Below are 25,200 nucleotides of genomic sequence, written 5' to 3'. Positions count from 1 at the left end.
GCGCCACGCTTGCGTCAATTGCCGGCTTCATTAAGAGGTTTGTACCAAGCAGGTTCCGCAAAAGTGTTCCACGGTTTTGCGGCAAGAACCTGCGACAAGAAAAATCGCCTGGCTAAGGAGCGGAGCCTTGCGGCAGACAGGCATTCTTCCAGATCAGGACATATCGGCGCTGCTCCAGTCCGGCGCGCTGAAGTCGGCGCGTGCGCTCGACGCCGACCAGATCCAGCCGGCCAGCCTTGATCTCAGGCTCGGCGACAAGGCCTGGCGGGTGCGTGCCTCCTTCCTGCCGGGTCCCAACCACAAGGTTTCGGAAAAGCTCGATCGGCTGCAGCTGCACGAGATCAATCTTGCCGAGGGCGCGGTGCTGGAGACCGGCTGCGTCTATATCGTGCCGCTGCTCGAAAGCCTGGCATTGCCGGCGGACATTTCGGCCTCGGCCAATCCGAAGAGCTCGACCGGGCGGCTCGACATCTTCACCCGTGTCATGACCGATCGCGGCCACGAGTTCGACAAGATCGCCGCCGGTTATCATGGCCCGCTCTATCTGGAGGTCAGCCCGCGCACCTTCCCGATTGTCGTGCGCACCGGTTCGCGTCTGTCGCAGATACGTTTCCGCACCGGCAATGCGCTGCTCTCGGAAGCCGAGCTGCATGAATTGCATCGCGCGCAGATGCTGGTCGCCACCGAGCCGCCGAACATTTCCGGCGGCGGCATCGCGCTGTCGATCGACCTCAACGGCGATCAAAATGGGCTGGTCGGCTACCGCGGCAAGCATCACACCGGTCTCGTCGATGTCGACAAGCGCGCGGCACAGGAGGTCGTCGACTTCTGGGAACCGATCCACAAGAGCGGCGCCGGTGAGCTGGTGCTCGATCCCGACGAGTTCTACATCCTCGTCAGCCAGGAGGCGGTGCATGTGCCGCCGCTCTACGCCGCCGAGATGACGCCCTTCGATCCGCTTGTCGGCGAGTTCCGCGTCCACTATGCCGGCTTCTTCGACCCGGGCTTCGGCCATTCCGCGTCCGGTGGCACCGGCAGCCGGGCTGTGCTGGAAGTGCGCAGCCACGAAGTGCCGTTCATCCTCGACCATGGCCAGATCGTCGGCCGGCTGGTCTACGAGCACATGCTGAAGCGGCCGCAGGCGCTCTACGGCACCGATCTCGGCTCCAACTACCAGGCTCAGGGCCTGAAGCTGTCCAAGCATTTCCGCGCCGCGCGCTGAGCGCTGAGCGCCTATACCGTCAGGCAAAATACTTGCCTGTACCGGCTCGCCATGCTTGGCTGCCTTGCTGGTCGTCAAGCTAGCGGCGTTCAAGGGGAACCAAGAAAATGCAGATTTCGAAATGGATCATATCGGCGGCCGGCGCTGCCGTGCTGGTGCTGGCGGCCGGCTCGCTGTCGCAGGCGGCTGAGAAAATCAAGATCGGCACCGAGGGCGCCTATCCGCCGTTCAATACCATTACGGCTGACGGCAAGGTCGAAGGCTTCGATATCGACATCGCCAATGCGCTGTGCGCGCAGATGAAGGTCGAGTGCGAGATCGTCACCCAGGACTGGGACGGCATCATACCCGCCCTGCAGGCCAAAAAGTTCGACGCCATCATCGCCTCGATGAGCATCACCGAGGAGCGCAAGAAGCAGGTCGCCTTCACCAACAAATATTATACGACACCGCTCGCTCTGGTGGCGCCGAAGGACAGCGATCTCACTTCGACCGAACCGGCAGCCCTTGCCGGCAAGACGGTCGGCGCCCAGGCTTCGACCACGCAGGCCGACTATGCTCAGAATACCTATGGCAAGGCGGGCGCGGAGGCAAAGCTCTACCCGACCCAGGAAGAGGCGATCACCGACCTGACCAACGGCCGTCTCGACGCCGTACTTTCAGACAAGTTCGTGCTGATGGACTGGCTGAAGAAGGCAAGCGACGGCTGCTGCAAGCTGGTCGGCGATGTCAAGGGCACGGAAACGCAAGCCGGCATTGCCGTTCGCCTGGACGACACAGCACTACGCGACAAGCTCAACGCGGCCATCGACGCCATCGTCGCCGACGGCACCTACAAGAAGATCCAGGCCAAGTATTTCGACTTCGATATTTATTGAGGCGTGGGAACTGCCAATCTCCCCCTCGTGGGGGAGATGCCCGGCAGGGCAGAGGGGGGCGCGAAGGATCGCGACCTCTCCTTAAGAGCAGCGGGAATAGCCTGAAGGCACAGTTGTTTTGATTGAGACGCTGGCGGGATAGCGCCCCCCTCTGGCCTGCCGGCCATCTCCCCCACGAGGGGGAGATTACGCTGTCAAAGCGCCCTAACCGCCACCTTCACCGGTTGCTCGATCTCGAGCGGGTTGCGCAGCGGCAGGCCGAAATCCTTGGCCTCGATCTCGAACACGTCGCCGGCCTCGGTCTTGATGCCGTCGGCGAAGGAGAGCGTCGCCGTGCCGAACATGTGCACATGCACGTCGCCCGGCTGGCGGAAGGCTGCATATTTGAAGTGATGATGTTCGAGATTGGCGATGGTGTGCGACATGTTCGCTTCACCGGACAGGAACGGCTTTTCCCATAGCACCTCGCTGTCGCGCAGGATGCGTGAGCTGCCCCTGATATCGGAAGGCAGGTCGCCGATCAGGATCTCCGGACCGAACGAGGCGTTGCGCAGCTTGGAATGGGCGAGGAACAGATAGTTCACGCGTTCGGTGACGTGGTCGGAAAACTCGTTCGACAGCGTGAAGCCGACGCGGAAGGGCGCGCCGTCGTCGCCGATGACATAGATGCCGGCCACCTCGGGCTCTTCGCCGGCGTCCTTGGCGAAAGCCGGTGACAGGAGTGCGGCGCCTGGCGCCACCGCCATCGTGCCGTTGCCCTTGTAGAACCATTCCGGCTGCACGCCGATCTGGCCTTTCGCGGGCTTGCCGCCCTCCAGCCCCATGCGGAACATCTTCATGGAATCGGTGAGCTGCTCCTCGCCATCGGCGCTGAGCTTCTTGTGCATGGAATCGCGTGTCGCGGCCGAGCCGAGATGCGTCAGCCCGGTGCCGGTCAGGTGCAGATGCGCCGGGTCTGGGTGGTTGATCGGCGACAGCAGCCGCCCCTTCTTGTAGGCCGCCTCGAGATCGACTGTCTCGCCAAGCCCCTTGCGTTCGATCAGCGCAACGAGCCCGGTGCCGGTGCGCGCGGCTTCCATGGCCAGCGAATAGACGCTGCGGGCGCCGTTGATGATCCGGGTCTTGCCGCCGTTGCGGGCGACGACGCGGATGGTCTCGGCGTCGTCGAGGATCTGGGAGATCAGCATGATAAACCCTCTCTGAATTGTCTTGGCTCGGTTGCCGCTTTGACAAACCTTACCCGGCGCAGCGCAGACCTATCCGTGCCACGGGTTGAAATTCTTCGTCCGGATTGCGCTCGCGAACCTAGTCCTTCACCGGACTTCTTTGCACTGCCCGGCAGCGCCGCGATGTGACCCGTATGCCGTCCTGGTTTCCGCTCCCGGGCTAACCCTTGTTCTTGTTGTAGACGTCGAAGACCACGGCGCCGAGCAGCACCAGGCCTTTGACCACCTGCTGCCAGTCGACATTGACGCCCATGATCGACATGCCGTTGTTCATCACGCCCATGATGAAGCCGCCGACCACCGCGCCGATGACCTGGCCGACGCCGCCCATCGCCGAGGCGCCGCCGATAAACACCGCGGCGATGACGTCGAGTTCGCTGCCGAGGCCCGCCGCAGGCACGGCCTGCCCCAGGCGCGCCGCTATGATCAGGCCGCCAAGCGCCGACAGCACGCCCATGTTGACGAACACCATCAGGGTCAGCCGCTCGGTCTTGATGCCCGACAGCTGCGCCGCCTTGGCGTTGCCGCCCATGGCGTAGATGCGGCGGCCGATCGTCATGCGTTTGGTGACGAAGACGAACAATGCGATCAGCGCGCCCATCACCATAAGTACGATCGGCAGGCCCCTATAGCTGGCGAACTGGTAGACAAGGAACAGCGCCAGCGCGCTGGTCACCAAGGTCTTGATGACGAACAGCGTGAAGGGCTCGGCTTGGTAGCCATGCGCTTCGCGAGTACGCCGTGCCTTGAGTCCGAAATAAGCATAGGCGAGCACGGCGATCAGGCCCAGCACAATCGTCGTCATGTGCAGGGTCATGCCGCTGCCCATGATGGTCTTGCCAGCGGCGTTCACCGTCGGTGGGATCAGCGTCAAGGGGCCGATCAAGTCGGGAATGAAGCCGGAACTGAGCGCCTTGAAGCCGTCTGGAAGCGGCCCCACCGAAGACCCGCCACCCAGCAGCGCCTGGCAGATGCCGCGAAAGATCAGCATTCCCGCCAGCGTCACGATGAAGCTCGGTATTCGGTGATAGGCAATCCAGTAGCCTTGGGCAGCGCCGATGCCGCCGCCGATGATGAGGCAGATGATCGACACCACCAGCGGATTGCTGAATGGTCCGAGCGGCCAGATGACCATCATCATCGCCGCCAGCGCGCCGATGAAACCGGCGACGGAGCCGACACTGAGGTCAATATGGCCGGAGACGATGACCAAGAGCATGCCCAGCGCCATCACGATGATGAAGCTGTTCTGCTGCACCAGATTGCTCAGGTTGACCGGCTTGAACAGCGTGCCGGAGGTGGTGAACTGGAAGAACACCATGATGGCGATCAACGCCAGGATCAGGCCGTAGTCGCGCAAATTGGTGATCAGCGCCGAGACGGCAACGCGCGGCCCCTGCTGCACATCTTCGGCGACGCCGCTTTTCGGCGCGGGAGCGCTTTCGGTTGTCATGATGTTTTTCCTTCTCCTCGAACGATGGCGCGCATGATCTTTTCCTGACTGGCGTCACTCGCCGCCATTTCTCCAACCATGCGCCCTTCATTCATGACGTAGATGCGGTCGGTGATGCCGAGGAGTTCAGGCATCTCCGACGAGATGACGATGATCGCCTTACCCTCGGAGGCGAGGCGGGCGATGATGGTGTAGATTTCGTACTTGGCGCCGACGTCGATGCCGCGCGTCGGCTCGTCGAGGATCAGCACTTCCGGATTGGCGAACAGCCACTTCGACAGCACCACCTTCTGTTGATTGCCGCCCGATAGATTGCCGGTCATCTGATAGACGCTGGACGAGCGGATGTTGGTCTTGGCCTTGTAGTCGTTGGCGACGGCGAGTTCGCGCAAATCGTCGATCACGGCGTGGCGCGACACGCCGCCAAGGTTGGCCAGCGTGATGTTGTGCTTGATATGGTCGATCAGGTTGAGACCGTAGGTCTTGCGGTCCTCGGTGACGTAGGCAACGCCATGGGCCACCGCCTTGCTGACCGAGGAGACATCGATCGGCTTGCCGTTGAGCAGCACCTCGCCGGTGATGCGGCGGCCATAGGAGCGGCCGAACAGGCTCATGGCGAATTCGGTGCGTCCGGCGCCCATAAGCCCGGCGATACCCACCACCTCGCCCTTGCGCACGTTGACATCGATGCCCTTGATCACTTGCCGGTCGGCATGGAGCGGATGATAGACCGACCAGTTCTTCACTTCGAACACGACCTCGCCGATGTCAGGCTCGCGCGGCGGATAGCGGTCGTCGAGCGAGCGCCCGACCATCGAGGTGATGATGCGGTCTTCCGAGATGTCTTTCTTGGCCAGTGTCTCGATGGTCCGCCCGTCGCGGATGATGGTGACCTTGTCGGCGACCCGGTTTATCTCGTTGAGCTTGTGCGAGATCAGGATCGAGGTGATGCCTTGGCGCTTGAATTCGAGCAGCAGGTCGAGCAGCGTCTGGCTGTCTTTTTCGGACAGGCTCGCCGTCGGCTCGTCGAGAATCAGCAGCTTGACTTCCTTGCTGAGCGCCTTGGCGATCTCGACCAGCTGCTGCTTGCCGACGCCGATGTTGGTGATCAGCGTCTTGGGGTCCTCCTTGAGGCCCACCTTCTTGAGCAAGGCGCTGGTGCGCGTCTCGTTGGCATTCCAGTCGATGACGCCGAATTTGGCGTGTTCGTTGCCAAGGAAAATGTTCTCGGCAATCGACAGCATCGGCACCAGCGCAAGTTCCTGGTGAATGATGACGATGCCCTTGTGTTCGCTGTCGTGAATGCCTTTGAAATGGCACTCCTCACCACGGTAGACGATCGCGCCGTCATAGGTGCCGGACGCATAGACGCCTGATAACACCTTCATCAGCGTCGATTTGCCGGCGCCGTTCTCGCCGACCACGGCATGGATCTCGCCTTCCTCGACGCTGAGGTTGACGTTCGACAGCGCCTTTACGCCGGGGAACGTCTTGGTGATGTCGCGCATCTCCAAAATCGTCGAGGCCATCAGGAATACCGCTCCTCCGAGGTCCGGAACAATGCCGGGACTAAAGCGCGTCGCGTTGAGGCGGATTCAGGCAACGCGCTTTAAGTCTTTGTTTTTATGCATGTCGTTGTCCCAAAACGGGACCACTTTTGGGCGACATGCATTAATATGCGAATTTTGGATTCGCCGCGCTAGCAAAAAGGGGCCCCGCTGTGCGCGGGACCCCAGGCTTTGTAACCGGGATTACTTCAGATCTTCGGCCTTGATGTAGCCGGAGTCGACCACCAGCGCCTGGTAGTTCGACTTGTCGACATCATGCGGCGTCAGAAGGATCGAAGGAACGACCTTGACGTCGTTGTTGTAGGTCTTTTCATCGAGGCCTTCCGGCTTGCCGCCCGAGAGCACCTTGTCGATCAGGCCGACAGTCGCCTTGGCCAGTTCGCGGGTGTCCTTGAACACGGTCGAGTACTGCTCGCCCGAGATGATCAGCTTGACCGAAGCGGTCTCGGCATCCTGGCCGGTCACGATCGGCCATGGCTGAGCGTCCGTGCCGTAGCCGACAGCGCGCAGCGAAGCGGTGATGCCGCGCGACAGGCCGTCATAGGGCGACAGAACGCCGTCGACGCGGCTGCCGTCCGAGTAGTTGGCGGAGAGCAGGTTGTCCATACGCGCCTGGGCGGTGGCAGCGAGCCAACGCAGCGTGCCGACCTTGTCCATGCCGGTCTGGCCGGACTTGATCTTGATCGAGCCGTCATCGATCAGCGGCTGCAGCACGGAGATCGCGCCGTTGTAGAAGAAGAAGGCGTTGTTGTCGTCGGGCGAACCGCCGAACAGTTCGACGTTCCACGGCTTGGTGTTCGGGAAACGCTCCTTGAGGCCCTTGACCAGCGAATTCGCCTGGATGACGCCGACGCCGAAATTGTCGAAGGTGGTGTAGTAGTCGACATTGGCGGTCTTCTTGATCAGGCGGTCATAGGCGACGACGACGACACCAGCGTCAGCGGCCTTCTGCAGCGCATCCGACAGGGTGGTGCCGTCGATCGAGGCGATGATCAGCGCCTTCGGGCCCTTGGTGATTTCGTTTTCCAGCTGGCTGAGCTGGTTGGGGATGTCGTTCTGCGCATACTGCAGGTCGACGGTGTAGCCGAGTGCCTCGAGCTGGGACTTGACGGCGTCGCCGTCATTGATCCAGCGCTGCGATTCCTTGGTGGGCATCAGCACGCCGATCAGGCCTTTGTCTGCTGCGTGCGCCGAGTAGGTCATGGCAGCGATGCCAAGGGCCGCGACGGCGGCCAGTGTCTTGATGATTTTCACTTTAACTCTCCCTGGTTGATGGACGCGGCACCCCGGGGGTCGCGGGCCGCGCAATCGTGCAGAAGCGCCAAGGCACTGCTGCCGTCATATCGATCTCCGGTATCCTCCCATGGCCCCGAGGCGCTGATTTCAATCGATACGATTTTTCTCGTCAGCGACCGTCACGTCTCGGAACGCGCGAAGGGTGTGGCTCTTTGCCATAACTGTCAAATGCGATCTTTGATGGTTGCTATATCATGGCTGGTATATGTATTGCGGCGTGACGGGTTGATCCCAATACCGGCCGTCCGCGAGCAGAAAAGAGGGAAAGCGATGGCTGCGCCAGGGAATCCGACTGCAGTTTCAGACAGTTACAGAGAGACGCCGGGCGATGGCGAAACCCTGCTGCGCAGCGGTCTCAGCCTACGTCACATGCGCATGATCGTCGCGCTCGACGATCATGGCCGGGTCAGCGCGGCGGCCCAGGTCATGAACATTTCGCAGCCGGCGGCCTCGCGCATGATCAGCGAGATGGAGGCGGTGCTGGAGGTCAAGCTGTGCGAGAGACTGCCGCGCGGCATCACCTTGACGCCCTACGGCAAGGCTTTGGCCAGGCGCGCGCGTTCGATCCTCTTGGAAATGCGCGAGGTCGACCGCGAGATCTCCGAGCTCAAGGCCGGCAAGGGTGGTTCGGTGTTCCTGGGCGCCGTGACGGCGCCTGCAATCGAGCTGGCGGTGCCGGCAATTCGCGAAATCCGCCGCATCTATCCGCGCATCGAGATCACCATGCAGGTCGAGACCTCCAACGTGCTGGCTCGCGAGCTGATCGCCACGCGCCATGATTTCATCATCGCGCGCATCCCCGACGACCTCAATCCGCGCCTGTTCGAGTCGCGCGTCATCGGCGTCGAGAAGGCGTGCCTGATCGTGCGCCGGGGCCATCCGCTGACCAAGGGCAAAGCGGTGCGGCTGGAAGAGACCGCCGCCTATGACTGGGTCTTCCAGTCGGGCGGCTCGCCCTTGCGCCAGGCGATGGAGAGCAATTTCCTCAACCGCAACATCGCTCTGCCGGACCGCATCCTCAACACCAGCTCACTGCTGCTGACCCTGGTCATGGTTGCGCAGTCCGATGCCATTGCGCCGGTCTCGGTCCAGGTGGCGAAATTCATCCAGAACCCCGACGGGCTGGCCGGCGCCATCGATGTTGTCCAGACCGAATTCGACATCGAGGTCAGGCCCTACAGCCTGATCACGGTCAGGAATCGCGTGCTGTCGCCGGCCGCCAAGATGCTGCACGATTTCATTCTGCGGGAGGTGGGATGATGGCTGGTTGGGTAGGGCTGTCCGGCGTCGAGTTCGATCGGGGCGCGCAAAAGCACATGAAAGAGCCGCCAGGCCGAGGCTAGCGAAAGCGAGCCGGGAACATTATTTCCCGCCGATGCGTTCATGATCTTGCAAGGGACGATTTCTTCTGGAGACTGAACATGTGCAGCTTCGAAATCATCGATCTGCTTTACGTGGTCGAAGCCTGCAAGCACGATCGATCGGTCGGGAATTTCGTGTCCATGGCTGAAAGCGTGGAAGAATTGCGGGTACTGACCGGCGATTTCGTTTCATCGGATGACGCGGTGGCAAACGCCCTCGCAACGGTGGCGCTTGCGCGAGGCTGCTCGGTTTTGTTCGACGAACAGGCAGGCGCTGAACTGTTTCTGGCGCCCTAAGCTGGAGCGGGTAGAGGGAATCGAACCCTCGCGTTCAGCTTGGGAAGCTGACAAGCTACCATTACATCATACCCGCGTGTGCCCTCGTTACCATGACGGCCCGGCTTCGGGCAATCGCCAAAGCGGCGCTCGCGCCGGCGCCAAACAAGATCAGGCGCCGGGCAGGTAGATCACCGCGTACTCGTCGGCATAGGCCCGCTTCCAGCCCAGCTGGTCGAAGAAGGGGATGCGGCTGTCGTCGGCCGACAGCAGCGCCCAGCCGATGGCGTATTTCTTCAGCCGGGCGTCGAGGAGCGGCTTGCCGCCGCTGTGGCCCGTCTCGTCATCGGCTTTTGTGAAACCGCCCAGGAACAGCTGGTCCGTCCGTCCGTCGATATAGGTCTTGATCCCGTGGAAGATCAGCGTGCCGCCGAAATTGTATGAATTCAGCACATTGCCGGAAAGATGATGGCTTTCGGCGAATGCCAGCGCCCCGCTGGCCGACGTCTTGGGACTCGGCGTGACCTGATAAGCACTGAAGAGCACGGCGACCGCGCCGATCGGCAAAACGACCGCCGCGCAGCAGATCGCGTAGAAGTGCCTGGCGAAGAATTTTTCCAGGCCGTCGCGCTTTGCAGCCAGCCATGCGGTGGCTGAAAGCGAGGGGTATTGCTGCGCAACCTCGACCGCGATCACCAAGGGGATCAGCAGGAAGAACAGATACATGAAACGCACATGGGCGAGATAGACATGCAAGGTGAAGATGACGAACAACGCCTTGGCCCAGCCAATTCGCAACCGTGACACCAGAAGCCCGAAAAGCGCCAGCAGCATCGCAACTTCCTGGACGGGGTAATCCTGCTGACTGAACGCTTTCCATTCCATGATCAACGACACCGCCTCATTGCCATAGGCCACGGCGAAGGTCGCCAGGATGGCCTGGACGCCATAGGGGTGGATCAGGCTGACCAGCGGGCAAAGCAGCCCGAATGCGATCCATTTCGCTAGGAGGCCTGGTTTCGACAGGCCTGTGCGCGCCAGCAGATCGAGACCGGCGAAAGCCGCGATGATGAAGCTCAGCGTGAAGGTGGCGTGCAGGTTCGCCCACAAAACGACCAGCACAAGCAGCCACCAGGGCGGCGCCCGTTCTTCCCTTGCCGCACGAAAGAGCATCTCCGTCCAGATGACGATGATCGGGAAGGTCAAGACATGCGGACGCGCCGTGAAGATCGGGCTGGTCAGGTACACCGCGGCGAAGGCCAGCGTAATGGCCAGGATCGGCTTCAGCCAGGCGCTGAGAAACCACCCCATCAGGAAAACCGTCAGGGAGATCGAGGCGATGATCAGCGTGACCACCCCGTTCCAGCCTCCTGACCGGTAGGCAAGGGCCAGCAGGACCTGCCCCAGCCATTCCTTGGCAATCCATGGCTGGCCGGCAAACGTGTAGGAATAAGGGTCGACTGTCGGGAATGTCCGGTTTGCCAGAAAATCCAGCCCGACCTTCACTTGCCACCAGTTGTCGGGATCCTGCAGGGTGGAACCGGCTTGGGTAGCCAGCGCCGCCGCCATCGCCAAGGCCGCGAGCAGGCAGAAGATCAGCCTGTTCCGCTCACCGTATGTCGCGGCCTCCACGCTGGCCTGGGCGTTGTTCATGGTTCGCCGCCTCTAATCGTTTCCGATGACAGTTTGGTTCAAGGTGTTCGATTGGCCGGCCGCCGGGGTTCATCGCGTGGTCCGGTCGGCTCTGTCGTCGCCGCGACCGAGCGCCGTGTTCGACAAACCGGGTGCGCCGGATCGTGGCATCCTCGGAACGTCAAACGGCAGGCTTGACCGCTTGCGCAAAATATTGGGCTCCGACAGGGATCTTGGTGAGGAAGCGCTCAAGCGGCCTCAGTCTTGCAAGCAGCCGAGGAAAGAAAATCCGGTAGATGATCCTTGTGTTGGCAAGGCCCGCCTCGGCCATGCGCCTGCGCATCTCCCGGGAATTTATCAAAACCGCGTTTTCGTCGAAGGCGCAGTTTCTCACAGCGTGCGTGGTCAGCGGGTTCCACGGATTGTGCTCGAAAAGAAAGAAACTGCCGCGGTTCGCCAGCACCCGGCCGATCTCCGCCAGCAGCCCGATCTGCAGGTCCTCGGGAATGTGGTGGAAGACGCAAGCCGCGAAGGCCAGGTCGAAGCTGCCGTCGGCAAAAGGAATTGTCTTGCCGTCGAAATGCGTGAAGGCGGCCTGGCCGGGAAAGCGCTGGCTGGCGATGTCGAGCGATTCCCGTGACGGATCGAGCAAGGTGATCTCTGCGTCGGGAAACGCGTTGCGCATATGGCCGAGCGAATTGCCGACGCCGGCGCCAAAATCGAGTATCCGCCGTGGTTTCACACCGGCCCGCCGCAGCGTCGCGGCGACGTCGTCGATCTTGTATCGGGCGAAGAAATCCGGCGTTTCGCCGCTCAGCCTTATGCTCGCGGCATGCTGCTCCTGGTATTCCCGCGCAAACTGGTCGAACTCCGCCTCAAGCACGTGCTGCCCTCTTTGCCATTTCCTGCAGGCGATGGACGGGCAGTTCGCCGTCCCCGGCTGCCTGGCTGCGCGAAACGACCTCGTTGACGAAGTAGAGCGGCCGCCGCTTCGTCTCCATGTACATGCGCCCGAGATATTCGCCGAAGATGCCAAGCACCATAAGCTGGACGCTGCCGAGGATCAGCACGATCGCGGCAAGGCTGGTCCAGCCGGGCAACACGTTTCCGACAGACCATTCAAACAGGGTGTAGCCGAGCACGACCAGCCCCAGAAGTCCGAACATCATTCCGAGCAGCGAGGCGAACCGCAAGGGGACGATCGAGAAGCTGGTCATCGCGTCGACCGCCAGAAGAACCATTTTCTTCAGCGGATAGTGGGTGGTGCCGGCAAAGCGCCGGTGCCGTTCATAGGGGAAAGCCACCTGTTTCAACCCGATCCAGCTCACCATGCCGCGAATGAACCTGTAGCGTTCGGGCATCGCGTTCAGATGGTCGAGCGCGCGGCGGCTCATCAGCCGGAAATCACCGGTATTCGGGGCTATATCGACATCGACCAAGCGGCGCAGCAAGCGGTAGAACATCGAGGCGGAAGCTAGCTTGAACCAGCTTTCGCCATCGCGCGTCAGCCGCTGGCCGTAAACGACATCGAAGCCTTCGTTCATCTTCGTCATCATCGCACCGAGCAGCTCAGGCGGATCCTGCAGGTCGGCATCGAGAATGAGAATGCGCTGGCCGCGACAGAATTCGAGTCCCGCGCTCAACGCGATCTGGTGGCCATAGTTGCGGGCAAGATCGATGGCAACGACATGGTTGTCCTTTTCGGCCAGCTGGAAAATGGCCTCGCGCGTGCCGTCGGTCGCGCCATCGATGACAAGGACGATTTCGTAGGAAGGGCCTTGTTCGAGGCATGCGGCCGTCACTCGCCGATGCAGTTCGGCCACGCCGTCCAGCTCATTGTAGCATGGGACGACCACCGACAGCATGACGGCGCGTCGCGCGGTGTTTTTCTCCGTCTCCACCAAAAGCCTTGCTCCCGCTATTCGATTGGGAATAGCGGCAATTGGTTAGAAAACAGATAAGCCAGCGGGATCGGCCATAGCCATCGGCCGGCCGTCTTTTCCGCCGCCAGTGGCCACGGAACGAACCGGCAGGGCCATGCGGATGCGGGCGCCTTGCCAGGACCCCGCCGCGATCCGGATGGTGCCGTCATGCAGCAGCGCGATCTGCCGGGCAAGGTTCAATCCCAGACCTGCCCCGCGCGATTGCGGCTGCAAGCGGTAGAAGGGTTCGAAGACATTCTCGTGCTCGTCCGCCGGAATGCCCGGGCCTTCATCGCGGACTTCGACGCCGCCGGTCTCGTCAACGGCTATGGTGATCGTGCCGGAGCCGCCGCCATGGTCGATGGCATTGCGCACGAGATTTGCCAGCGCCCGCTCGATCTGCAGGACATTGACCTCGACATGGACCTTGCCGGCGGGCGGCTCGAAGGCAAGATCGTAGCCTGCCTCGATGGCGAGCGGGGCGAAGTCGGCGGCGACCCGGCTGACAAGGTCGCAGAGATCGATGATCCGGCGCTGGTCCGCCGGGCGGTCAAGCAACTGGTGGTCGAGCAACTGTTGCGCAAGATGCGACAGGCGCTCGATGTCATGCAGCAGGCGTGCACTTTGCGGCTCCTGCTTCAGCAGTTCGGCGCGTGTGCGCAAGATGGCGATCGGCGTGCGCAGTTCATGGGCCGCGTCGGTGAGGAAGCGATTGTGCCGGTCATAGCCTTGGGCGAGCCGCGCCAGCGTCTGGTTGAAGGCATGCACCAGCGGCTCGATCTCCTGCGGCACATTCTTGACCGGGAGTTGCATCGCGCGGGTGCCGATGTCGATGCGCGCGGCCTGCTGGACGGTGTCGACGAGGCCGGCAAAGGAACGGCGCACGACGGCGGGCGTCGTCACCAGGGTCGTGGCTCCCATGACGAGGACAATCGGCAACAAAAGGATGATGATGATGGCCGTGAGAGCGGGAAGCGCCTTCTCCCAGTTCCTGCTGCCGTCCGGGTTCTTGGCGACATCGACGGTTGCCGAAATGGTGACTTCGAGGCCTTCTGTTTTGTCGCGCAAGGATCGTGTCGCGGCGATGATCTGAACCGTGCCCGCCTTGGTCGAAACCCTTTCGAGATAGGCCTCCGGCCGCGGGTCATCTTCGGAAAACCCGATGGTCGCGTGATCGGCCGCGCCCAGCAGATCGCCAAAATTCCTGGCGTAGACGTCGGGTATGGTGCCGAAGCGGACGCTCTGGCCGTCGGCGTCGCGGACGATGTACCAGACACTCGGGAAGCCCTCACGAAACGAACGCAACTCGTCGGTCTCATGGACGATCAGCCTGCCGTTGCCGTCACGATCGACCGCATCCTTGAGGGCGGCGACGGCAGCCTCGTTGTCGACAAGAAGCCGTGGATTGGCGATCCATAGCACGGCCGCGCACAGCACGATGAAGATGAGGAGCGTCGCCGCCTGCAGCAGGATCAGCCGCCGCACCAGCACCCATTGCAGCGAGCGTGCGCGCGGCTTTTTCACGAGGCTGCCCGCAGGAGATAACCGAGGTTGCGGATCGCCCTGATCTCGATGCCGGCGGCGACATCGTCAAGCTTGCGGCGCAGCCGCGAAATGTGCGCATCCAGCGCGTTGGAGCCGATTTCGTCGTCGAGGGCGTAGACGGCCTCTTCCAGGGCGCCGCGCATGATGGTCCGGCCCGGCCTGCGGATGAGCGTTTCGAGCACCAGCCGTTCACGCCGCGGCAGCTCCAGGGCCTGATCCTCGACAAGCGCCTCGCGATGGCGGAAATCATAGGTGAGGCGGCCGACCACCGTCTGGTTGGCGCGCGAGGTGAACGAACGCCTGTGCAGGGCATTGAGCCTGGCAACCAGTTCCACCGTGGCAAATGGCTTGACCATGTAGTCGTCGGCGCCGGCATCGAGCCCGGCCACCCGGTCGTCGAGACCGCTGAGCGCCGTCAGCGCGATCACCGGCACGTCCAGATGCAAGGCCCGCAGGCGTGGGATCAGGCTGAGACCATCGCCATCCGGCAGGCGGCGGTCCAGCACCACGGCGTCATGATAGCCGAGCCGCGCCACGGCTTCGGCATCGGCCAGTGTCGCGGCATGGTCGACGATGATGTCCTGGCGCTCGAGTGCCGTCTTCAGCACCGAGGCCATTTCCGGTTCGTCCTCGATCAGCAGGATGCGCATGCGCACGCTCCGTCACGGGCAGCCGGGAGGCTGTGGCAAGTCATTCGCATTCCAGCTTCGGTTGACGAAAATTGGTGATGAACCATCGGCCGCCCGAGGCGCGGGCGTAGAACGTATAGAAGCATTCCTGGCGCTCGATATAGCCAGGCGTTTCGGTCTCTTCGTAGACGGTTCCGTGTTTTGTGTGGCGAACCTCGCCGCTCGAGGTCCCGGACACCGCGTTGGTGGATATTTTCCGCCATTGATAGGCCCGCTCGCCTTGCCCGAGATCAACGACGGCGGTTGGCGGTCCGTAGTCCAGAATGACCGATTCGACCTGTTGCCCGATATAGTTCTTCATGATGTCGGAGGCGCATCCTGTCAGCGCCAGCAGGATTGCGACGAAGAACGCCTTCGAGATCCACACAAGATGGTTTGCGCTGCGTTTGGACATATCTGATTCCCATCATCAAGGTCATCCGCGGCACCCAAAGCATGTCGCCCAAAAGTGACCTCGGTTTTGGGACAACGACATGCGTAAAAACAAGAACCTGAAGCGCGCCGCATGAATCCATTTCGATGCGACGCGCTTTAGGGTGTGAAGATTGCATCGACATTACGCGGGCTGGTGTGATCTGCCGATGCGCGTCGATGTTGGTGCTGAGGCAGGCACGCAATTGCGCGGCACCCATTATCTCTGGGCACCGCGCTGGTCGAATAGACCGCAAGACGGCTGGATTCAGCCGAACCCCGTGGCCTGTCCTAGAAACGATAGTTGATGCCGGCCTTCAGTTCATGGCTGCCGATGGTCGCCTTGGATTTGCCGAAGGTCGATGTCGTTTCAACACCTGGTGTGCGCACATAGTCATATTCGACCTTGGCAGAGAGGCCTCCGGCAAAACCCTGCTCGATGCCGGCGCCGACCAGGTAGCCGAGTTTCCATCCGTCGGTGCTGCTCACCCTGTCGCCCTTTTCGAATTTGGTCATGGCGACGCCCCCGGTTCCAAACAGCAGCGTCTGGTCGAAGCTCAAGCCGGCCTTGGCCTTGGCGGCACCGCGCCACTTTTCCTTGATCTTGCCGCCCTCGACGTCGTGCTCGGCGCCACCCAGATAGGAGCCCTCGATCTCGGCGCCGAGAACCGCCGGGCCTATCTGCTGGTTGTAGCCGGCCTGAACGCCGCCGCTGAGACCATTCCTGCCGGCAAACGGGTTCGGCATCCCGGTGAACGCCGTGCCGCCATGCACGCCGACATAGGCGCCGCTCCACTGGAAAGCAGGGGGATCATTGTAGGTGGGCGCAAGGTCGGCGGCCATCGCCGGCCCGAGGAGGCACACGGCAAGGGCACTTGCCGTCAGGATGATCTTTGCTTGAGAGAACACTGCATTACTCCAACACACGCGCGCATCCGGCAATCGATACGCAGGTTAATTCCCGAGGAGCTCGGCCGTTGGGCGGTCGGCTCCGATTTGGTGTCTTTCAGGGACGGTTGCGCGGTCCTGGGACTGGCTTTCGCCAGCTGTGGTAGGGGGTCAGAGCGCCCGCGCGGCCAATCACCTGAAAGACGCCGACTGTCTCGCAGGCGAAAATTGCACGCACATTGCGGGAAATCGAAAAATGAAGATTTTTCGCTTTATTTTCAACGAATTAAGGCGGTTTCATTTACGCATATTTAACAAATTGACACGGGTTCGGTCCGTTCGGTAGCGCAACCTTGCCATCCAATGCCTCGCTCGAGGTCTTCGGCATCCCGCAAAACTGTCGGCTTGAAGCCGGCAAGCCAAGTGCGTATGTCTGGGCCGACGCCCCTCGAGTCTGGGTAATTCAATCTGGAGACGAGCCTTGTCCGCACTGACGCGCTTTCTCGGCGACTCGCCGCTCAAGGTGATTCTGAAACTGCTGGTCGTGTCGTTCCTCGTCGGCCTGGTCATGAATGCCTTCGGCTGGTCGCCGATGGATGTGCTCTACGGCTTCCAGAAGTTCTTCATCGACCTGTGGAACCTGGGCTTCCACGCCATCGACCGTTTCCTTGGCTATATCCTGCTGGGCGCAGCCATCGTCGTGCCTGCCTTCATCCTGCTCAGGCTCGCCAACTACCGGAAGTAGAGCATGATCCCGAAAAGTGGGAACCGGTTTTCGGATAAGGTCATGCTTAAAGAGGGCTACCGGGCGTAGCCCGAGGCCACCTCGAACAGGATGGCGTGGCGCGCGGCAAGCGCGGGCACGTCCGTGGAATAGCCACCGCCGATGACGCCGCAGACCGGAATGCCCTGCGTGCGAAAGTGGCGGATCACCATGTCGTCGCGGGCCCGCAGGCCGTCATCCGATAGCGCCAGCCGGCCAAGCCGGTCCTCGGCATGGACGTCGACGCCGGCATTGTAGAACACGATGTCCCAATGCGCCTGGGCGGACAGGTCCGGCAGGATGGCGGCGAGCCTCTCCATGTAGGCGGCGTCACCCGTGCCGTCGGGCAGCGCGACATCGAAGTCGGAGGCGATCTTGCGCACGGGGTAGTTGCGGTCGCCATGCATGGAAAAGGTGAACACGCGCGGATCATCAGCGAGAATATCCGCCGTGCCGTCGCCTTGATGCACGTCGAGGTCGACGACCAGGATGTTTCGGGCCGCGCCTTCGGTGAGCAGGACCAGCGCGGCGACGGCGACATCGTTGAAGGTGCAGAAGCCCGCACCTTGCGCGCGCTGCGCATGATGGCTGCCGCCGGCGGTGTTGCAGGCAATGCCGTCGCGCAAGGCGAGCCGCGCCGCCAGCACCGTGCCGCCGGTGGCAAGCTGCGCGCGTAGCGAGACACGCGGGGTCACCGGAAAGCCGATCTCGCGTTCGATTTTTTCGGGCACCGAACAGCTGATGACCTGGGCGACATAGTCCGCCGCATGCGCAAGCTCCAGCCATGAAGCCGGCGCCGGTTCGGCGGTGTTGAGCGCGTCGCGTCCAGCCAGTCCGCGTGCGTGCAAGGTGTCCATCAGCAGCGGATATTTACTCATCGGAAAGCGATGGTTGGTGGCGAAGCCGGCGTCGTAGTCGGGGTGATGGACGATCTGCAGGGGCATGAACTGGATCCGGCGGGCTCGCGCCAGACCGGGGAATTCGGTTGGCCCTCGCGGGAAGAATGATTGCGCGGTGGCCGGAAAATGGGGCACATCGGCTGTTCGATCAAGCCGCAATCAGCAAGGCAGCAATCCTTGGATAAGGGTGCAACCCCAGTCGACGCCAGATCCTCAATCGGCCCCGGATCTTTTGTCGTCACCAACCGTTCCGTGCTCGCCATCGCCGTGCCGATGACGCTTGCCTATCTGACGACGCCGATGCTCGGTCTGGTCGACACGGCTGTCGTCGGTCAGTTCGGCGATGCCGCCCTGCTCGGCGGCCTGGCGGCCGGCGCACTGGTCTTCGACGTCGTTTTCACCTCCTTCAATTTCCTGCGTTCGGGCACCACCGGGCTCGTCGCCCAGGCTTTCGGGCGCGGCGATGCCCTGGAGGAACAGGCGGTGTTCTGGCGCGCCGTGCTGATCGCGGTCGTCGCCGGCATCGTGCTCGCGGCACTTGCGCCCCTGGTCGCCATCGCCGGGCAAAAGTTCATGGGCGCCGAACCGCGCGTCAGCGAGGCGATGGGCGTCTACATCCGCATCAGGCTGCTCGCTGCACCTTTTTCGCTGATCAACTACGCCATCCTTGGCTACGTTCTGGGGCGCGGCGAGGGCGGGCTCGGACTGATGCTGCAACTGGTGCTGAACGGCATCAACATCGCGCTCTGCTTCCTGCTTGGCCTGGAGCTTGGTTGGGGTGTCGCCGGCGTCGCCTGGGCGACCGTTACCGGTGAGTTCCTTGCCATGCTGCTCGGCCTGGCGATCGTGATCCGCCGGTTCCGCGCGGCCCCCTCCTTGCCGCGCCATCGCCTGCTCGACATGGCCACCTTCATGCACATGCTGTCGCTCAACCGCGACATCATGATCCGCTCGTTCTCGCTGCTCGCCGCCTTCGCGCTGTTCACCCGCCAGGGCGCACAGTTCGGCACGGTGACGCTGGCCGCCAACGCCGTGCTGATGAACTTCTTCCTCGTCGCCGGCTACTTCCTCGATGGCTTTGCCACTGCCGCCGAACAGCTGGCGGGCCGTGCCGTCGGTGCGCGTGCCGCCGCGCCGTTCCGGCAAGCCGTGCGGCTGACGCTGTTCTGGGGCTTCGGGCTGGCGGGGGGCGCGACGCTGGTGCTGCTGTTTGGTGGCGCCAATCTGGTTGCTCTTGTGACGACATCGGAGGACGTCCGTTCAGTGGCCGATATCTACCTGCCGTGGGCGGCATTCACCGCGCTGAGCGGTGTGCTGGCTTTTCAAATGGATGGCGTCTTCATCGGCGCGACCTGGTCGCGCGACATGCGCAACATGATGCTGCTGTCGTTCCTCGTTTTCGCGGCCGCGCTGCTGACCCTTGCGCCGACCTTCGGCAACAATGGACTGTGGGCAGCGTTGCACGTTTTCCTGCTCGCGCGCGGCTTCAGCCTGCTGACGATCCTGCGGCTGCGGATGCGGACGGCGTTCAGCTGAGCGGCCTCGTTGCCCATCGATCGAGATGGCTGTCGCGCAACTCGCGAATGGATCTGAGCCGTTCCGTGTCGGCAAAGCGTGCCATCCCGGCGACAATCCGGCCCGGCAGCGCTGGTCCGGCATAGATCATGCTGGTGTAGAGCTGGACGAGATCCGCGCCCGCGCGGATCTTTTCCAGCGCGGTCCCGGCAGAATCGACGCCGCCGACGCCGATGATGACGCGGTCCGGGCCAAGCAGCTTGCGCATCTTCGCCAGCACGATGGTCGAGCGTTCGAACAAGGGTTTGCCCGAGAGTCCGCCGGTTTCGCGCGCGGCGTTGCCGCTGCGCAATGCCGGTCGAGAGATGGTGGTGTTGGAGACGATGACGCCGTCGATTCGCTTCTCGGTGATCTCGGCGGCAATGTCCTCCAGCTCGGCCTCGACCAGATCCGGCGCGATCTTCAGGAAGACCGGCGGCTGGGCTGTTGCCGTGGCGCGCGCGGCCATGACACGCGACAAAAGTTCGCCAAGCTGCTCGCGCGCTTGCATGTTGCGCAGGCCTGGCGTGTTGGGCGAGGAGATGTTGACGGTCAGATAGCTGGCGTATTGCGCAAACCGGGCGACACCGCGCTCATAGTCACTGACGCGGTCGGTGCTGTCCTTGTTGGCGCCGATGTTGACGCCGACGATGCCGCTGCGCCCCTTGCGTGCGGCAAGGCGCTTTTCGGCCGCTGCATGGCCTTCATTGTTGAAGCCCAGCCGGTTGATCACCGCTTCGTCAGCCGTCAGCCGGAAGATCCGCGGCTTCGGGTTGCCGGCCTGCGGCAGCGGCGTGATCGTGCCGACCTCGGCAAAGCCGAAGCCCAGGCCAAGCAGCGCGTCAGGCACCTCGGCGTTCTTGTCGTAGCCCGCAGCCATGCCGAGCGGGTTCGGAAACTCGAGGCCGCAGACCGTAACCTTCAGCCGCGCGTCGAGCGTCGTCCGCGCGCCGACCGGCAGGCCGCATCGCAGCGCCGCGATCGACAGGCCATGCGCGGTTTCCGGGTCGAATGTGAACAGCAGCTTCTGGCCAAGCCGGTCGAGCACGCTCATTGCCCCTCCAGTTCTGGGAACTGGTGCACACCATCAGCGCCAAGCGGCAGTGGTCGGACCCACAGCACGGCCTTGAGGTCGAGCGGACCATAAAGATGCGGAAACAGCGCGCCGCCGCGCGAGACTTCGTATTTCAGCGCGGCGCCCAGGCTGGTCCCGTCGATGGCGACCAGCAGAAGGTCGGTCTGGCCGGCAAAGTGCTTTGCCGCCGTTTCCTTGGCCTGCGCCGCCGTGGAGAAATGGATGAAGCCGTCGGCGACATCGATCGGCGCGCCGGTGAAGCGGCCATCTGTTTCGGCCTCGCGCCAAGGCGCTTGCGGGGTTATCTTGTAGATAATCTGAGACATGGTTGCGCTATAGAGCAGTTCCAGGAAAAGTGTGAAACGGTTTTCCGTCCGGAATTGCGTCAAAAAAATGTGCCCGAACCAGCCACGCGGGAAAGGCCACGCCAAGGATCTTCCCCATTTCCGGCGCAAACATGCGATATTTCAGGCCTTGGCCATGGAGGACAACATGCGTCTGCAGCACATCTTGATCCCCGCCGCGCTCGTTTCGCTGGTCGCGGCTTCAGCTTATTCGGAAGAAACCGACCGTTACCGGCTGGAAAAGTCTGATAACGGCTATGTCCGCATGGATACGCAGACCGGCGCCATGTCGATCTGCGAGGAGCGCTCGGGCCAGCTCGTCTGCAAGATGGCGGCCGACGAACGCGCTGCCTTCCAGGATGAGGTCGACCGCTTGCAGACCTCGATGAAGGCGATGGACGAGCGCGTCACCAAACTCGAGAATTCGCTCTCCGCCCGCCTCGAATCGAAACTGCCGAGCGAGGAGGATTTCAACAAGACGATGAGCTACATGGAGCGCTTCCTGCGCGGCTTCATGGGCATCGTCAAGGATATGGACAAGGACAACGGCGCCCAGCTCAATTCGCAGAAGACCTGAGCATCCAAAGTAGGGAAAACGCGGCGCGCTGGCTTTGCCGCTTGAAAACAGCGCGCAGCCCCTCATAATCGTCCAACTGATCCCGAAAAAAGCAAAAATCATCGGGGGATTCGGGGAGGGACATTTGCCGGCCGGCTATTCTTTCGTCATCGCCGACGATCACCCGCTGTTTCGCGGTGCGCTGCGCGAAGCGCTCGCCGGCATCGGCAATGTCGCCGCCATCCACGAGGCCGGCGATTTCGAGAGTGCCAAGGCGCTGGTGGTGGCCAACGAGGATGTCGATCTGGTGCTGCTCGACCTGTCGATGCCGGGCGCCAGCGGCCTGTCCGGCTTGATCTCGCTGCGCGGGATCCACCCGGCGGTGCCGCTGGTCGTGGTGTCGGCGCATGACGATCCGGCGACCATCAGGCGTGCGCTCGATCTCGGTGCTTCCGGCTTCATCTCCAAATCGGCCAGCATGGAAGAGATCCGCAGCGCCGTGCAATCGGTGCTTGCCGGTGACATTGCCGCCCCTGTCGGCGTCGATCTCGGCGTCGAGCGCGATCCCGAAATATCCGACCTGATCAAGCGCCTGCAGGCGTTGACGCCGCAGCAGACCCGGGTGCTCGGCATGCTGGCCGAGGGCTTGCTCAACAAGCAGATCGCCTATGAACTCGGCGTCTCCGAGGCCACCATCAAGGCGCATGTCTCGGCCATCCTGCAGAAGCTCGGCGTCGACAGCCGCACCCAGGCGGTGATCCTGCTGTCCAAGATCGGCAGCGACCCGCTGCAACCGGCAAGCTGATCGCCAGAGGACCAGCCCCGACGTCTATTCAGGGTGCAGGATTTGGCGACCAAGCCACGGGCGGCTCGTTTGAGTCGACTGTTCTACCTGGATACCGCCGAGCCTGGCCGATGGCGGCGCCAAGGCCGATCGATGCGATCGCCACCAGCGGAATGCCGACGATCCAGGGCAGGCGCGGTGCCAGCGCGTAAAGCGCGGTGCCGATTGAAGGTCCAAGCGAGTCCTTGAGGTCGACCGCCACCGACGAAGCCGCCATGTAGGAGGCCCGTCGCGCCGGAGGCGCAAGTGCATTGACGGCGGTCGGCACCAGCGGCCCGACCAGCATCTGGGCGATCGAGCACAGGCTGACCGCGCCGATCAGCGTCAACAGTGCAGGCGAGGCGGCCAGCAACGCAAAGGCGAGTATCGTCGCGAGGCCGGCACCAACTGTCAGCCACAGAGCGGACCGTGCCTGGACCATACGGCTGACCAGCATCTGCAGGGCCACCGTCAAGGCGGCGGCGTAGGCGAACAGCGCGCCGACGCCTGATGGCGTCAGCGTGCCTGAATCATGCGCGTAGAGGGGGATAATGGCTTCGATCCAGTTGCCGGCGACCTCGAACAGGACGACCCAGAGCAGGAGCTTCGCCAACCGGCCGTCGCGAAACGCCGGCAGCAACGCCGAGAGACCCTCTTCCTCTTCATCGCCTTCGCCCTGGTCGGCAGCGCGTCCCAGATCGATCGTCTCTCTCAGGGCGAGCAGCATCACGATGCCGCCCAGCAGAAGCATTCCACCGGCGGCGAGGAACACGGTTCGCAGCGACAGGAGCACAAGCAGGGCGCCGCAGGCAGGTCCGAGGATATGCCCCGCACTCGAACTTACGCGTGCCAGGCTGAACCAGCGGGGATGTGTGGATGGCGAGGTCACATCGGCGATCGCGGTCAGGATCGTCGGGTGAAGCACCGACTCGCATATGCCGGTCAACAGCAACACGATCGCGGTGACGGCGACGCCATGCACGAAGAACAGGGCGAGGAAGCCGGCCCCGACGCCGAGCGACGACGCGATCAGCACCGGCCGTCGGCCCACCCTGTCGGCGATGCCGCCGATCAGCGGCGCCGCCAGAAGCTCGCCGCCGGCATAGCAGCCGAACAGCAGGCCGATCGCTCCGACAGGAATGCCGGCCTCACTGTTTGCCCAGAGCGGGAAGAAAGGCACGAGTGCGCCATCGGCGAAACCCGCGCAGAAGAAGAGCAGAAGGCCGAGCAGTGCCGGGCGCGGCGTTGCGCGCCAGGAGGATAGAAAAATGTTGATCATGACGTCACCTGCGCCTGGGATTCCCCGCTGTTGGCGAGAATCCGGAGGTTGCGCGTTGGTTGACGTAAACGCTTACGGCCGCCCTGAAGCGACATGGGTGTTTGCGTTGGGTATGCGGCCGCTTCAGCCGAGCCGCACGGACAGTTCGACGTCCTCGCCAAACGTGGTGGACATGTAGCCCGATGCCGGTGAGCGCACGCGCTCCAGGTATTCGGGACAGAAATCGGCGTTGTCGGCGATGACCAACGCCCCTGGCCTGAGGCGGCTCTCGACCAGGCTCAGGATCTCCGGGTAGATTGCCTTGGCGCCGTCGAGCAGCAAAAGGTCGATCGTATCCGGCAGGTCGGCGCCCAGCGTCTGCAGCGCGTCTCCCTCACGGATCTCCACCAGGTCGATGAGGCCGCCCTCGGTCAAATTGGCCTTGGCCCGCATGACCTTGGACGGCTCGAACTCGGTGGTGATCAGATGGCCGCCGCCATTGTCCCTGAGCGCCGCGGCAAGATAGAGCGTCGAGATGCCGAAGGAGGTGCCGAACTCGATGATGATGCGCGCGCCACTGCCGCGTGCCAGCATGTAGAGCAGCGTGCCGGTCTCCGGCGAGATCGCGAGCCAGAGATCCTTCAGTCGTCCGTAGAAATCGACATAGTCGGTCTTGCTGTGCGTGAGGCGCGCCCGCTCCTCGTGCGAGAACTCGGCCATTGCGGGGCTGGTCGCCGCGCCGGCCTCCTTGAACAGGCGAGCCAGCAGGGGTGCAAGCGGGGCGTTGGTGAGCGTCGTCATGAAAGTCTCCGTTCGAAAAATGACTGCGTCCTTGTGTCGTTCTGAAAATACGAATAATCCTTCAGGTTTCCAATTCGCATTGCCGGACCGAGACATGACCGGACGCTCAAGTCCTTTGATTTCTTCACGAAAACAGCCAAAACAGGCACGCGCGACGGACCTTGTCGCGGCGATTTTGCAAGCTGCTGTTCAGGTTTTGGCGAGCGAAGGCGCGCAGCGTTTCACCACCACACGCGTCGCCGAAAAGGCCGGGGTGAGTGTCGGCTCGCTCTATCAATATTTCCCGAACAAGGCCGCCCTTTTGTTCAGGCTCCAGAGCGATGAATGGCGGCAGACGGGTGGTCTGCTGCGCACCATACTCGAGAACGACCAGCGACCACCGCTCGAACGGCTGCGTGCCTTGGTCCACGCCTTCATCCGCTCGGAGTGCGAAGAGGCCGCCGTGCGCGTGGCGCTCAATGACGCCGCACCCCTCTACCGCGACGCACCCGAAGCGCACGAGGCGAAAGCCTCAGGAGAGCGTACCGTTCAGACCTTCCTGCTTGAGGCATTGCCCGAGGCCGAGCAAGCCGTCCGTGTCCTGGCGGGCGACCTGATCATCGCGACACTCAGCGCGGTGGGAAAGGATTTTTCGGGAAGTCCTCAAACGCCAGGTGAGATCCAGAGCTATGCCGACGGCATGGCCGACATGTTCTGCGCTTACCTCGAAAGCCTCGGACACCGGAACTGAGACCGCCGGCTCTGGCCGGGCGCCTTTGAC

General features: G+C 62.7%; 24 protein-coding genes, 1 tRNA gene and 1 pseudogene. 9 read left to right on the top strand and 17 right to left on the bottom strand.

Annotated features, from left to right (window positions below; translation table 11 throughout):
- The first annotated feature begins 127 nt into the window (after positions 1-127).
- A complete protein-coding gene (locus HB777_24915) occupies positions 128-1,222 on the top strand; it encodes a 2'-deoxycytidine 5'-triphosphate deaminase (GenBank protein ID QND66833.1) in 1,095 nt (364 codons plus the stop codon).
- 107 nt (positions 1,223-1,329) lie between these two features.
- Entirely contained in the window at positions 1,330-2,100 is a 771-nt protein-coding gene (locus HB777_24910) for an ABC transporter substrate-binding protein (protein QND66832.1), read from the top strand.
- 194 nt (positions 2,101-2,294) lie between these two features.
- On the opposite strand, the gene HB777_24905 is transcribed toward HB777_24910, so the two are convergent.
- The 4 genes from HB777_24905 to HB777_24890 all read right to left on the bottom strand — a co-directional run bounded on the left by HB777_24905 (position 2,295) and on the right by HB777_24890 (position 7,601).
- Positions 2,295-3,287 (bottom strand): GguC protein, encoded by a 993-nt coding sequence (locus tag HB777_24905; protein QND66831.1) that lies wholly within the window; start codon positions 3,285-3,287, stop codon positions 2,295-2,297.
- Between the two features lie 199 nt (positions 3,288-3,486).
- Positions 3,487-4,779, bottom strand: a complete 1,293-nt coding sequence (locus HB777_24900; GenBank protein ID QND66830.1) for a sugar ABC transporter permease — start codon at positions 4,777-4,779, stop codon at positions 3,487-3,489.
- Positions 4,776-6,308 (bottom strand): ATP-binding cassette domain-containing protein, encoded by a 1,533-nt coding sequence (locus tag HB777_24895; GenBank protein QND66829.1) that lies wholly within the window; start codon positions 6,306-6,308, stop codon positions 4,776-4,778. The genes HB777_24900 and HB777_24895 overlap by 4 nt, the downstream gene beginning before the upstream one ends.
- 222 nt (positions 6,309-6,530) lie before the next feature.
- Positions 6,531-7,601, bottom strand: a complete 1,071-nt coding sequence (locus HB777_24890; protein QND66828.1) for a sugar ABC transporter substrate-binding protein — start codon at positions 7,599-7,601, stop codon at positions 6,531-6,533.
- 312 nt (positions 7,602-7,913) lie between these two features.
- On the opposite strand from HB777_24890, the gene HB777_24885 reads away from it, so the two are divergent.
- Together HB777_24885 and HB777_24880 are read left to right on the top strand one after the other, a co-directional pair.
- Positions 7,914-8,903, top strand: a complete 990-nt coding sequence (locus tag HB777_24885; protein ID QND66827.1) for a LysR family transcriptional regulator — start codon at positions 7,914-7,916, stop codon at positions 8,901-8,903.
- A gap of 161 nt (positions 8,904-9,064) precedes the next feature.
- On the top strand, positions 9,065-9,301 hold the full coding sequence (locus HB777_24880) for a hypothetical protein (GenBank protein ID QND66826.1): 237 nt from the start codon (positions 9,065-9,067) through the stop codon (positions 9,299-9,301).
- Between the two features lie 2 nt (positions 9,302-9,303).
- On the opposite strand, the gene HB777_24875 is transcribed toward HB777_24880, so the two are convergent.
- The 8 genes from HB777_24875 to HB777_24840 form a co-directional block, all read right to left on the bottom strand.
- Positions 9,304-9,377: transfer RNA gene (locus HB777_24875), tRNA-Gly, on the bottom strand.
- Between the two features lie 74 nt (positions 9,378-9,451).
- The gene (locus HB777_24870) at positions 9,452-10,933 is read right to left on the bottom strand and encodes a hypothetical protein (GenBank protein ID QND66825.1); all 1,482 of its coding nucleotides are present in this window, start codon (positions 10,931-10,933) and stop codon (positions 9,452-9,454) included.
- A gap of 160 nt (positions 10,934-11,093) precedes the next feature.
- Positions 11,094-11,795, bottom strand: coding sequence for a class I SAM-dependent methyltransferase (locus tag HB777_24865; protein QND66824.1), 702 nt, complete (start codon positions 11,793-11,795; stop codon positions 11,094-11,096).
- Positions 11,788-12,816 (bottom strand): glycosyltransferase family 2 protein, encoded by a 1,029-nt coding sequence (locus HB777_24860; protein QND66823.1) that lies wholly within the window; start codon positions 12,814-12,816, stop codon positions 11,788-11,790. Before HB777_24860 ends, HB777_24865 begins: the two co-directional genes overlap by 8 nt.
- A 42-nt stretch (positions 12,817-12,858) precedes the next feature.
- A complete protein-coding gene (locus HB777_24855) occupies positions 12,859-14,358 on the bottom strand; it encodes a HAMP domain-containing histidine kinase (GenBank protein QND66822.1) in 1,500 nt (499 codons plus the stop codon).
- Positions 14,355-15,029: a response regulator transcription factor gene (locus tag HB777_24850; protein ID QND66821.1), complete on the bottom strand. Its 675-nt coding sequence runs from the start codon at positions 15,027-15,029 to the stop codon at positions 14,355-14,357. Before HB777_24850 ends, HB777_24855 begins: the two co-directional genes overlap by 4 nt.
- Before the next feature lie 40 nt (positions 15,030-15,069).
- Entirely contained in the window at positions 15,070-15,462 is a 393-nt protein-coding gene (locus HB777_24845) for a hypothetical protein (protein QND66820.1), read from the bottom strand.
- A 308-nt stretch (positions 15,463-15,770) separates the two neighbouring features.
- Entirely contained in the window at positions 15,771-16,388 is a 618-nt protein-coding gene (locus HB777_24840) for a porin family protein (GenBank protein QND66819.1), read from the bottom strand.
- A 460-nt stretch (positions 16,389-16,848) separates the two neighbouring features.
- On the opposite strand from HB777_24840, the gene HB777_24835 reads away from it, so the two are divergent.
- Positions 16,849-17,112, top strand: a complete 264-nt coding sequence (locus HB777_24835; GenBank protein QND66818.1) for a hypothetical protein — start codon at positions 16,849-16,851, stop codon at positions 17,110-17,112.
- A 56-nt stretch (positions 17,113-17,168) separates the two neighbouring features.
- Here the strand turns inward: HB777_24835 and HB777_24830 are convergent, their stop codons facing one another.
- Positions 17,169-18,074, bottom strand: a complete 906-nt coding sequence (locus HB777_24830; GenBank protein QND66817.1) for a histone deacetylase — start codon at positions 18,072-18,074, stop codon at positions 17,169-17,171.
- 132 nt (positions 18,075-18,206) lie between these two features.
- Here HB777_24830 and HB777_24825 point away from each other — a divergent pair, with 132 nt between their 5' ends.
- Positions 18,207-19,565: an MATE family efflux transporter gene (locus HB777_24825; GenBank protein QND66816.1), complete on the top strand. Its 1,359-nt coding sequence runs from the start codon at positions 18,207-18,209 to the stop codon at positions 19,563-19,565.
- On the opposite strand, the gene HB777_24820 is transcribed toward HB777_24825, so the two are convergent.
- Positions 19,558-20,637, bottom strand: coding sequence for a quinone-dependent dihydroorotate dehydrogenase (locus HB777_24820; GenBank protein QND66815.1), 1,080 nt, complete (start codon positions 20,635-20,637; stop codon positions 19,558-19,560). The genes HB777_24825 and HB777_24820 overlap by 8 nt on opposite strands.
- Positions 20,634-20,984 (bottom strand): DUF952 domain-containing protein, encoded by a 351-nt coding sequence (locus tag HB777_24815; GenBank protein ID QND66814.1) that lies wholly within the window; start codon positions 20,982-20,984, stop codon positions 20,634-20,636. The genes HB777_24820 and HB777_24815 overlap by 4 nt, the downstream gene beginning before the upstream one ends.
- Positions 20,985-21,150: 166 nt before the next feature.
- On the opposite strand from HB777_24815, the gene HB777_24810 reads away from it, so the two are divergent.
- Positions 21,151-21,579, top strand: coding sequence for a hypothetical protein (locus HB777_24810; protein QND66813.1), 429 nt, complete (start codon positions 21,151-21,153; stop codon positions 21,577-21,579).
- Positions 21,580-21,703: 124 nt separating this feature from the next.
- Positions 21,704-22,363, top strand: coding sequence for a response regulator transcription factor (locus tag HB777_24805; protein QND66812.1), 660 nt, complete (start codon positions 21,704-21,706; stop codon positions 22,361-22,363).
- 94 nt (positions 22,364-22,457) lie between these two features.
- Here HB777_24805 and HB777_24800 read toward each other — a convergent pair.
- Positions 22,458-23,660 (bottom strand): annotated as a pseudogene (locus tag HB777_24800) (MFS transporter).
- A 123-nt stretch (positions 23,661-23,783) separates the two neighbouring features.
- Positions 23,784-24,440: an O-methyltransferase gene (locus HB777_24795; protein ID QND66811.1), complete on the bottom strand. Its 657-nt coding sequence runs from the start codon at positions 24,438-24,440 to the stop codon at positions 23,784-23,786.
- A 94-nt stretch (positions 24,441-24,534) separates the two neighbouring features.
- On the opposite strand from HB777_24795, the gene HB777_24790 reads away from it, so the two are divergent.
- Entirely contained in the window at positions 24,535-25,170 is a 636-nt protein-coding gene (locus HB777_24790) for a TetR/AcrR family transcriptional regulator (GenBank protein QND66810.1), read from the top strand.
- The last annotated feature ends 30 nt before the right edge of the window (positions 25,171-25,200 follow it).

Origin of the sequence: Mesorhizobium loti, from assembly GCA_014189435.1 — a bacterium.
Lineage (GTDB): Bacteria > Pseudomonadota > Alphaproteobacteria > Rhizobiales > Rhizobiaceae > Mesorhizobium > Mesorhizobium loti_G.
The sequence above is the reverse complement of the archived record's forward strand: the minus strand, read 5'-3'. Positions and strand labels throughout refer to the sequence as shown.

What these genes read in the sequence shown, in the direction of transcription:
- HB777_24905 (QND66831.1), bottom strand. Translation starts at nt 3,287, where the DNA reads ATGCTGATCTCCCAGATCCTCGACGACGCCGAGACCATCCGCGTCGTC.
- HB777_24795 (QND66811.1), bottom strand. Translation starts at nt 24,440, where the DNA reads ATGACGACGCTCACCAACGCCCCGCTTGCACCCCTGCTGGCTCGCCTG.
- HB777_24845 (QND66820.1), bottom strand. Translation starts at nt 15,462, where the DNA reads ATGTCCAAACGCAGCGCAAACCATCTTGTGTGGATCTCGAAGGCGTTC.
- HB777_24850 (QND66821.1), bottom strand. Translation starts at nt 15,029, where the DNA reads ATGCGCATCCTGCTGATCGAGGACGAACCGGAAATGGCCTCGGTGCTG.
- HB777_24885 (QND66827.1), top strand. Translation starts at nt 7,914, where the DNA reads ATGGCTGCGCCAGGGAATCCGACTGCAGTTTCAGACAGTTACAGAGAG.
- HB777_24830 (QND66817.1), bottom strand. Translation starts at nt 18,074, where the DNA reads ATGCCCCTGCAGATCGTCCATCACCCCGACTACGACGCCGGCTTCGCC.
- HB777_24910 (QND66832.1), top strand. Translation starts at nt 1,330, where the DNA reads ATGCAGATTTCGAAATGGATCATATCGGCGGCCGGCGCTGCCGTGCTG.
- HB777_24870 (QND66825.1), bottom strand. Translation starts at nt 10,933, where the DNA reads ATGAACAACGCCCAGGCCAGCGTGGAGGCCGCGACATACGGTGAGCGG.
- HB777_24810 (QND66813.1), top strand. Translation starts at nt 21,151, where the DNA reads ATGCGTCTGCAGCACATCTTGATCCCCGCCGCGCTCGTTTCGCTGGTC.
- HB777_24820 (QND66815.1), bottom strand. Translation starts at nt 20,637, where the DNA reads ATGAGCGTGCTCGACCGGCTTGGCCAGAAGCTGCTGTTCACATTCGAC.
- HB777_24815 (QND66814.1), bottom strand. Translation starts at nt 20,984, where the DNA reads ATGTCTCAGATTATCTACAAGATAACCCCGCAAGCGCCTTGGCGCGAG.
- HB777_24880 (QND66826.1), top strand. Translation starts at nt 9,065, where the DNA reads ATGTGCAGCTTCGAAATCATCGATCTGCTTTACGTGGTCGAAGCCTGC.
- HB777_24790 (QND66810.1), top strand. Translation starts at nt 24,535, where the DNA reads ATGACCGGACGCTCAAGTCCTTTGATTTCTTCACGAAAACAGCCAAAA.
- HB777_24895 (QND66829.1), bottom strand. Translation starts at nt 6,308, where the DNA reads ATGGCCTCGACGATTTTGGAGATGCGCGACATCACCAAGACGTTCCCC.
- HB777_24900 (QND66830.1), bottom strand. Translation starts at nt 4,779, where the DNA reads ATGACAACCGAAAGCGCTCCCGCGCCGAAAAGCGGCGTCGCCGAAGAT.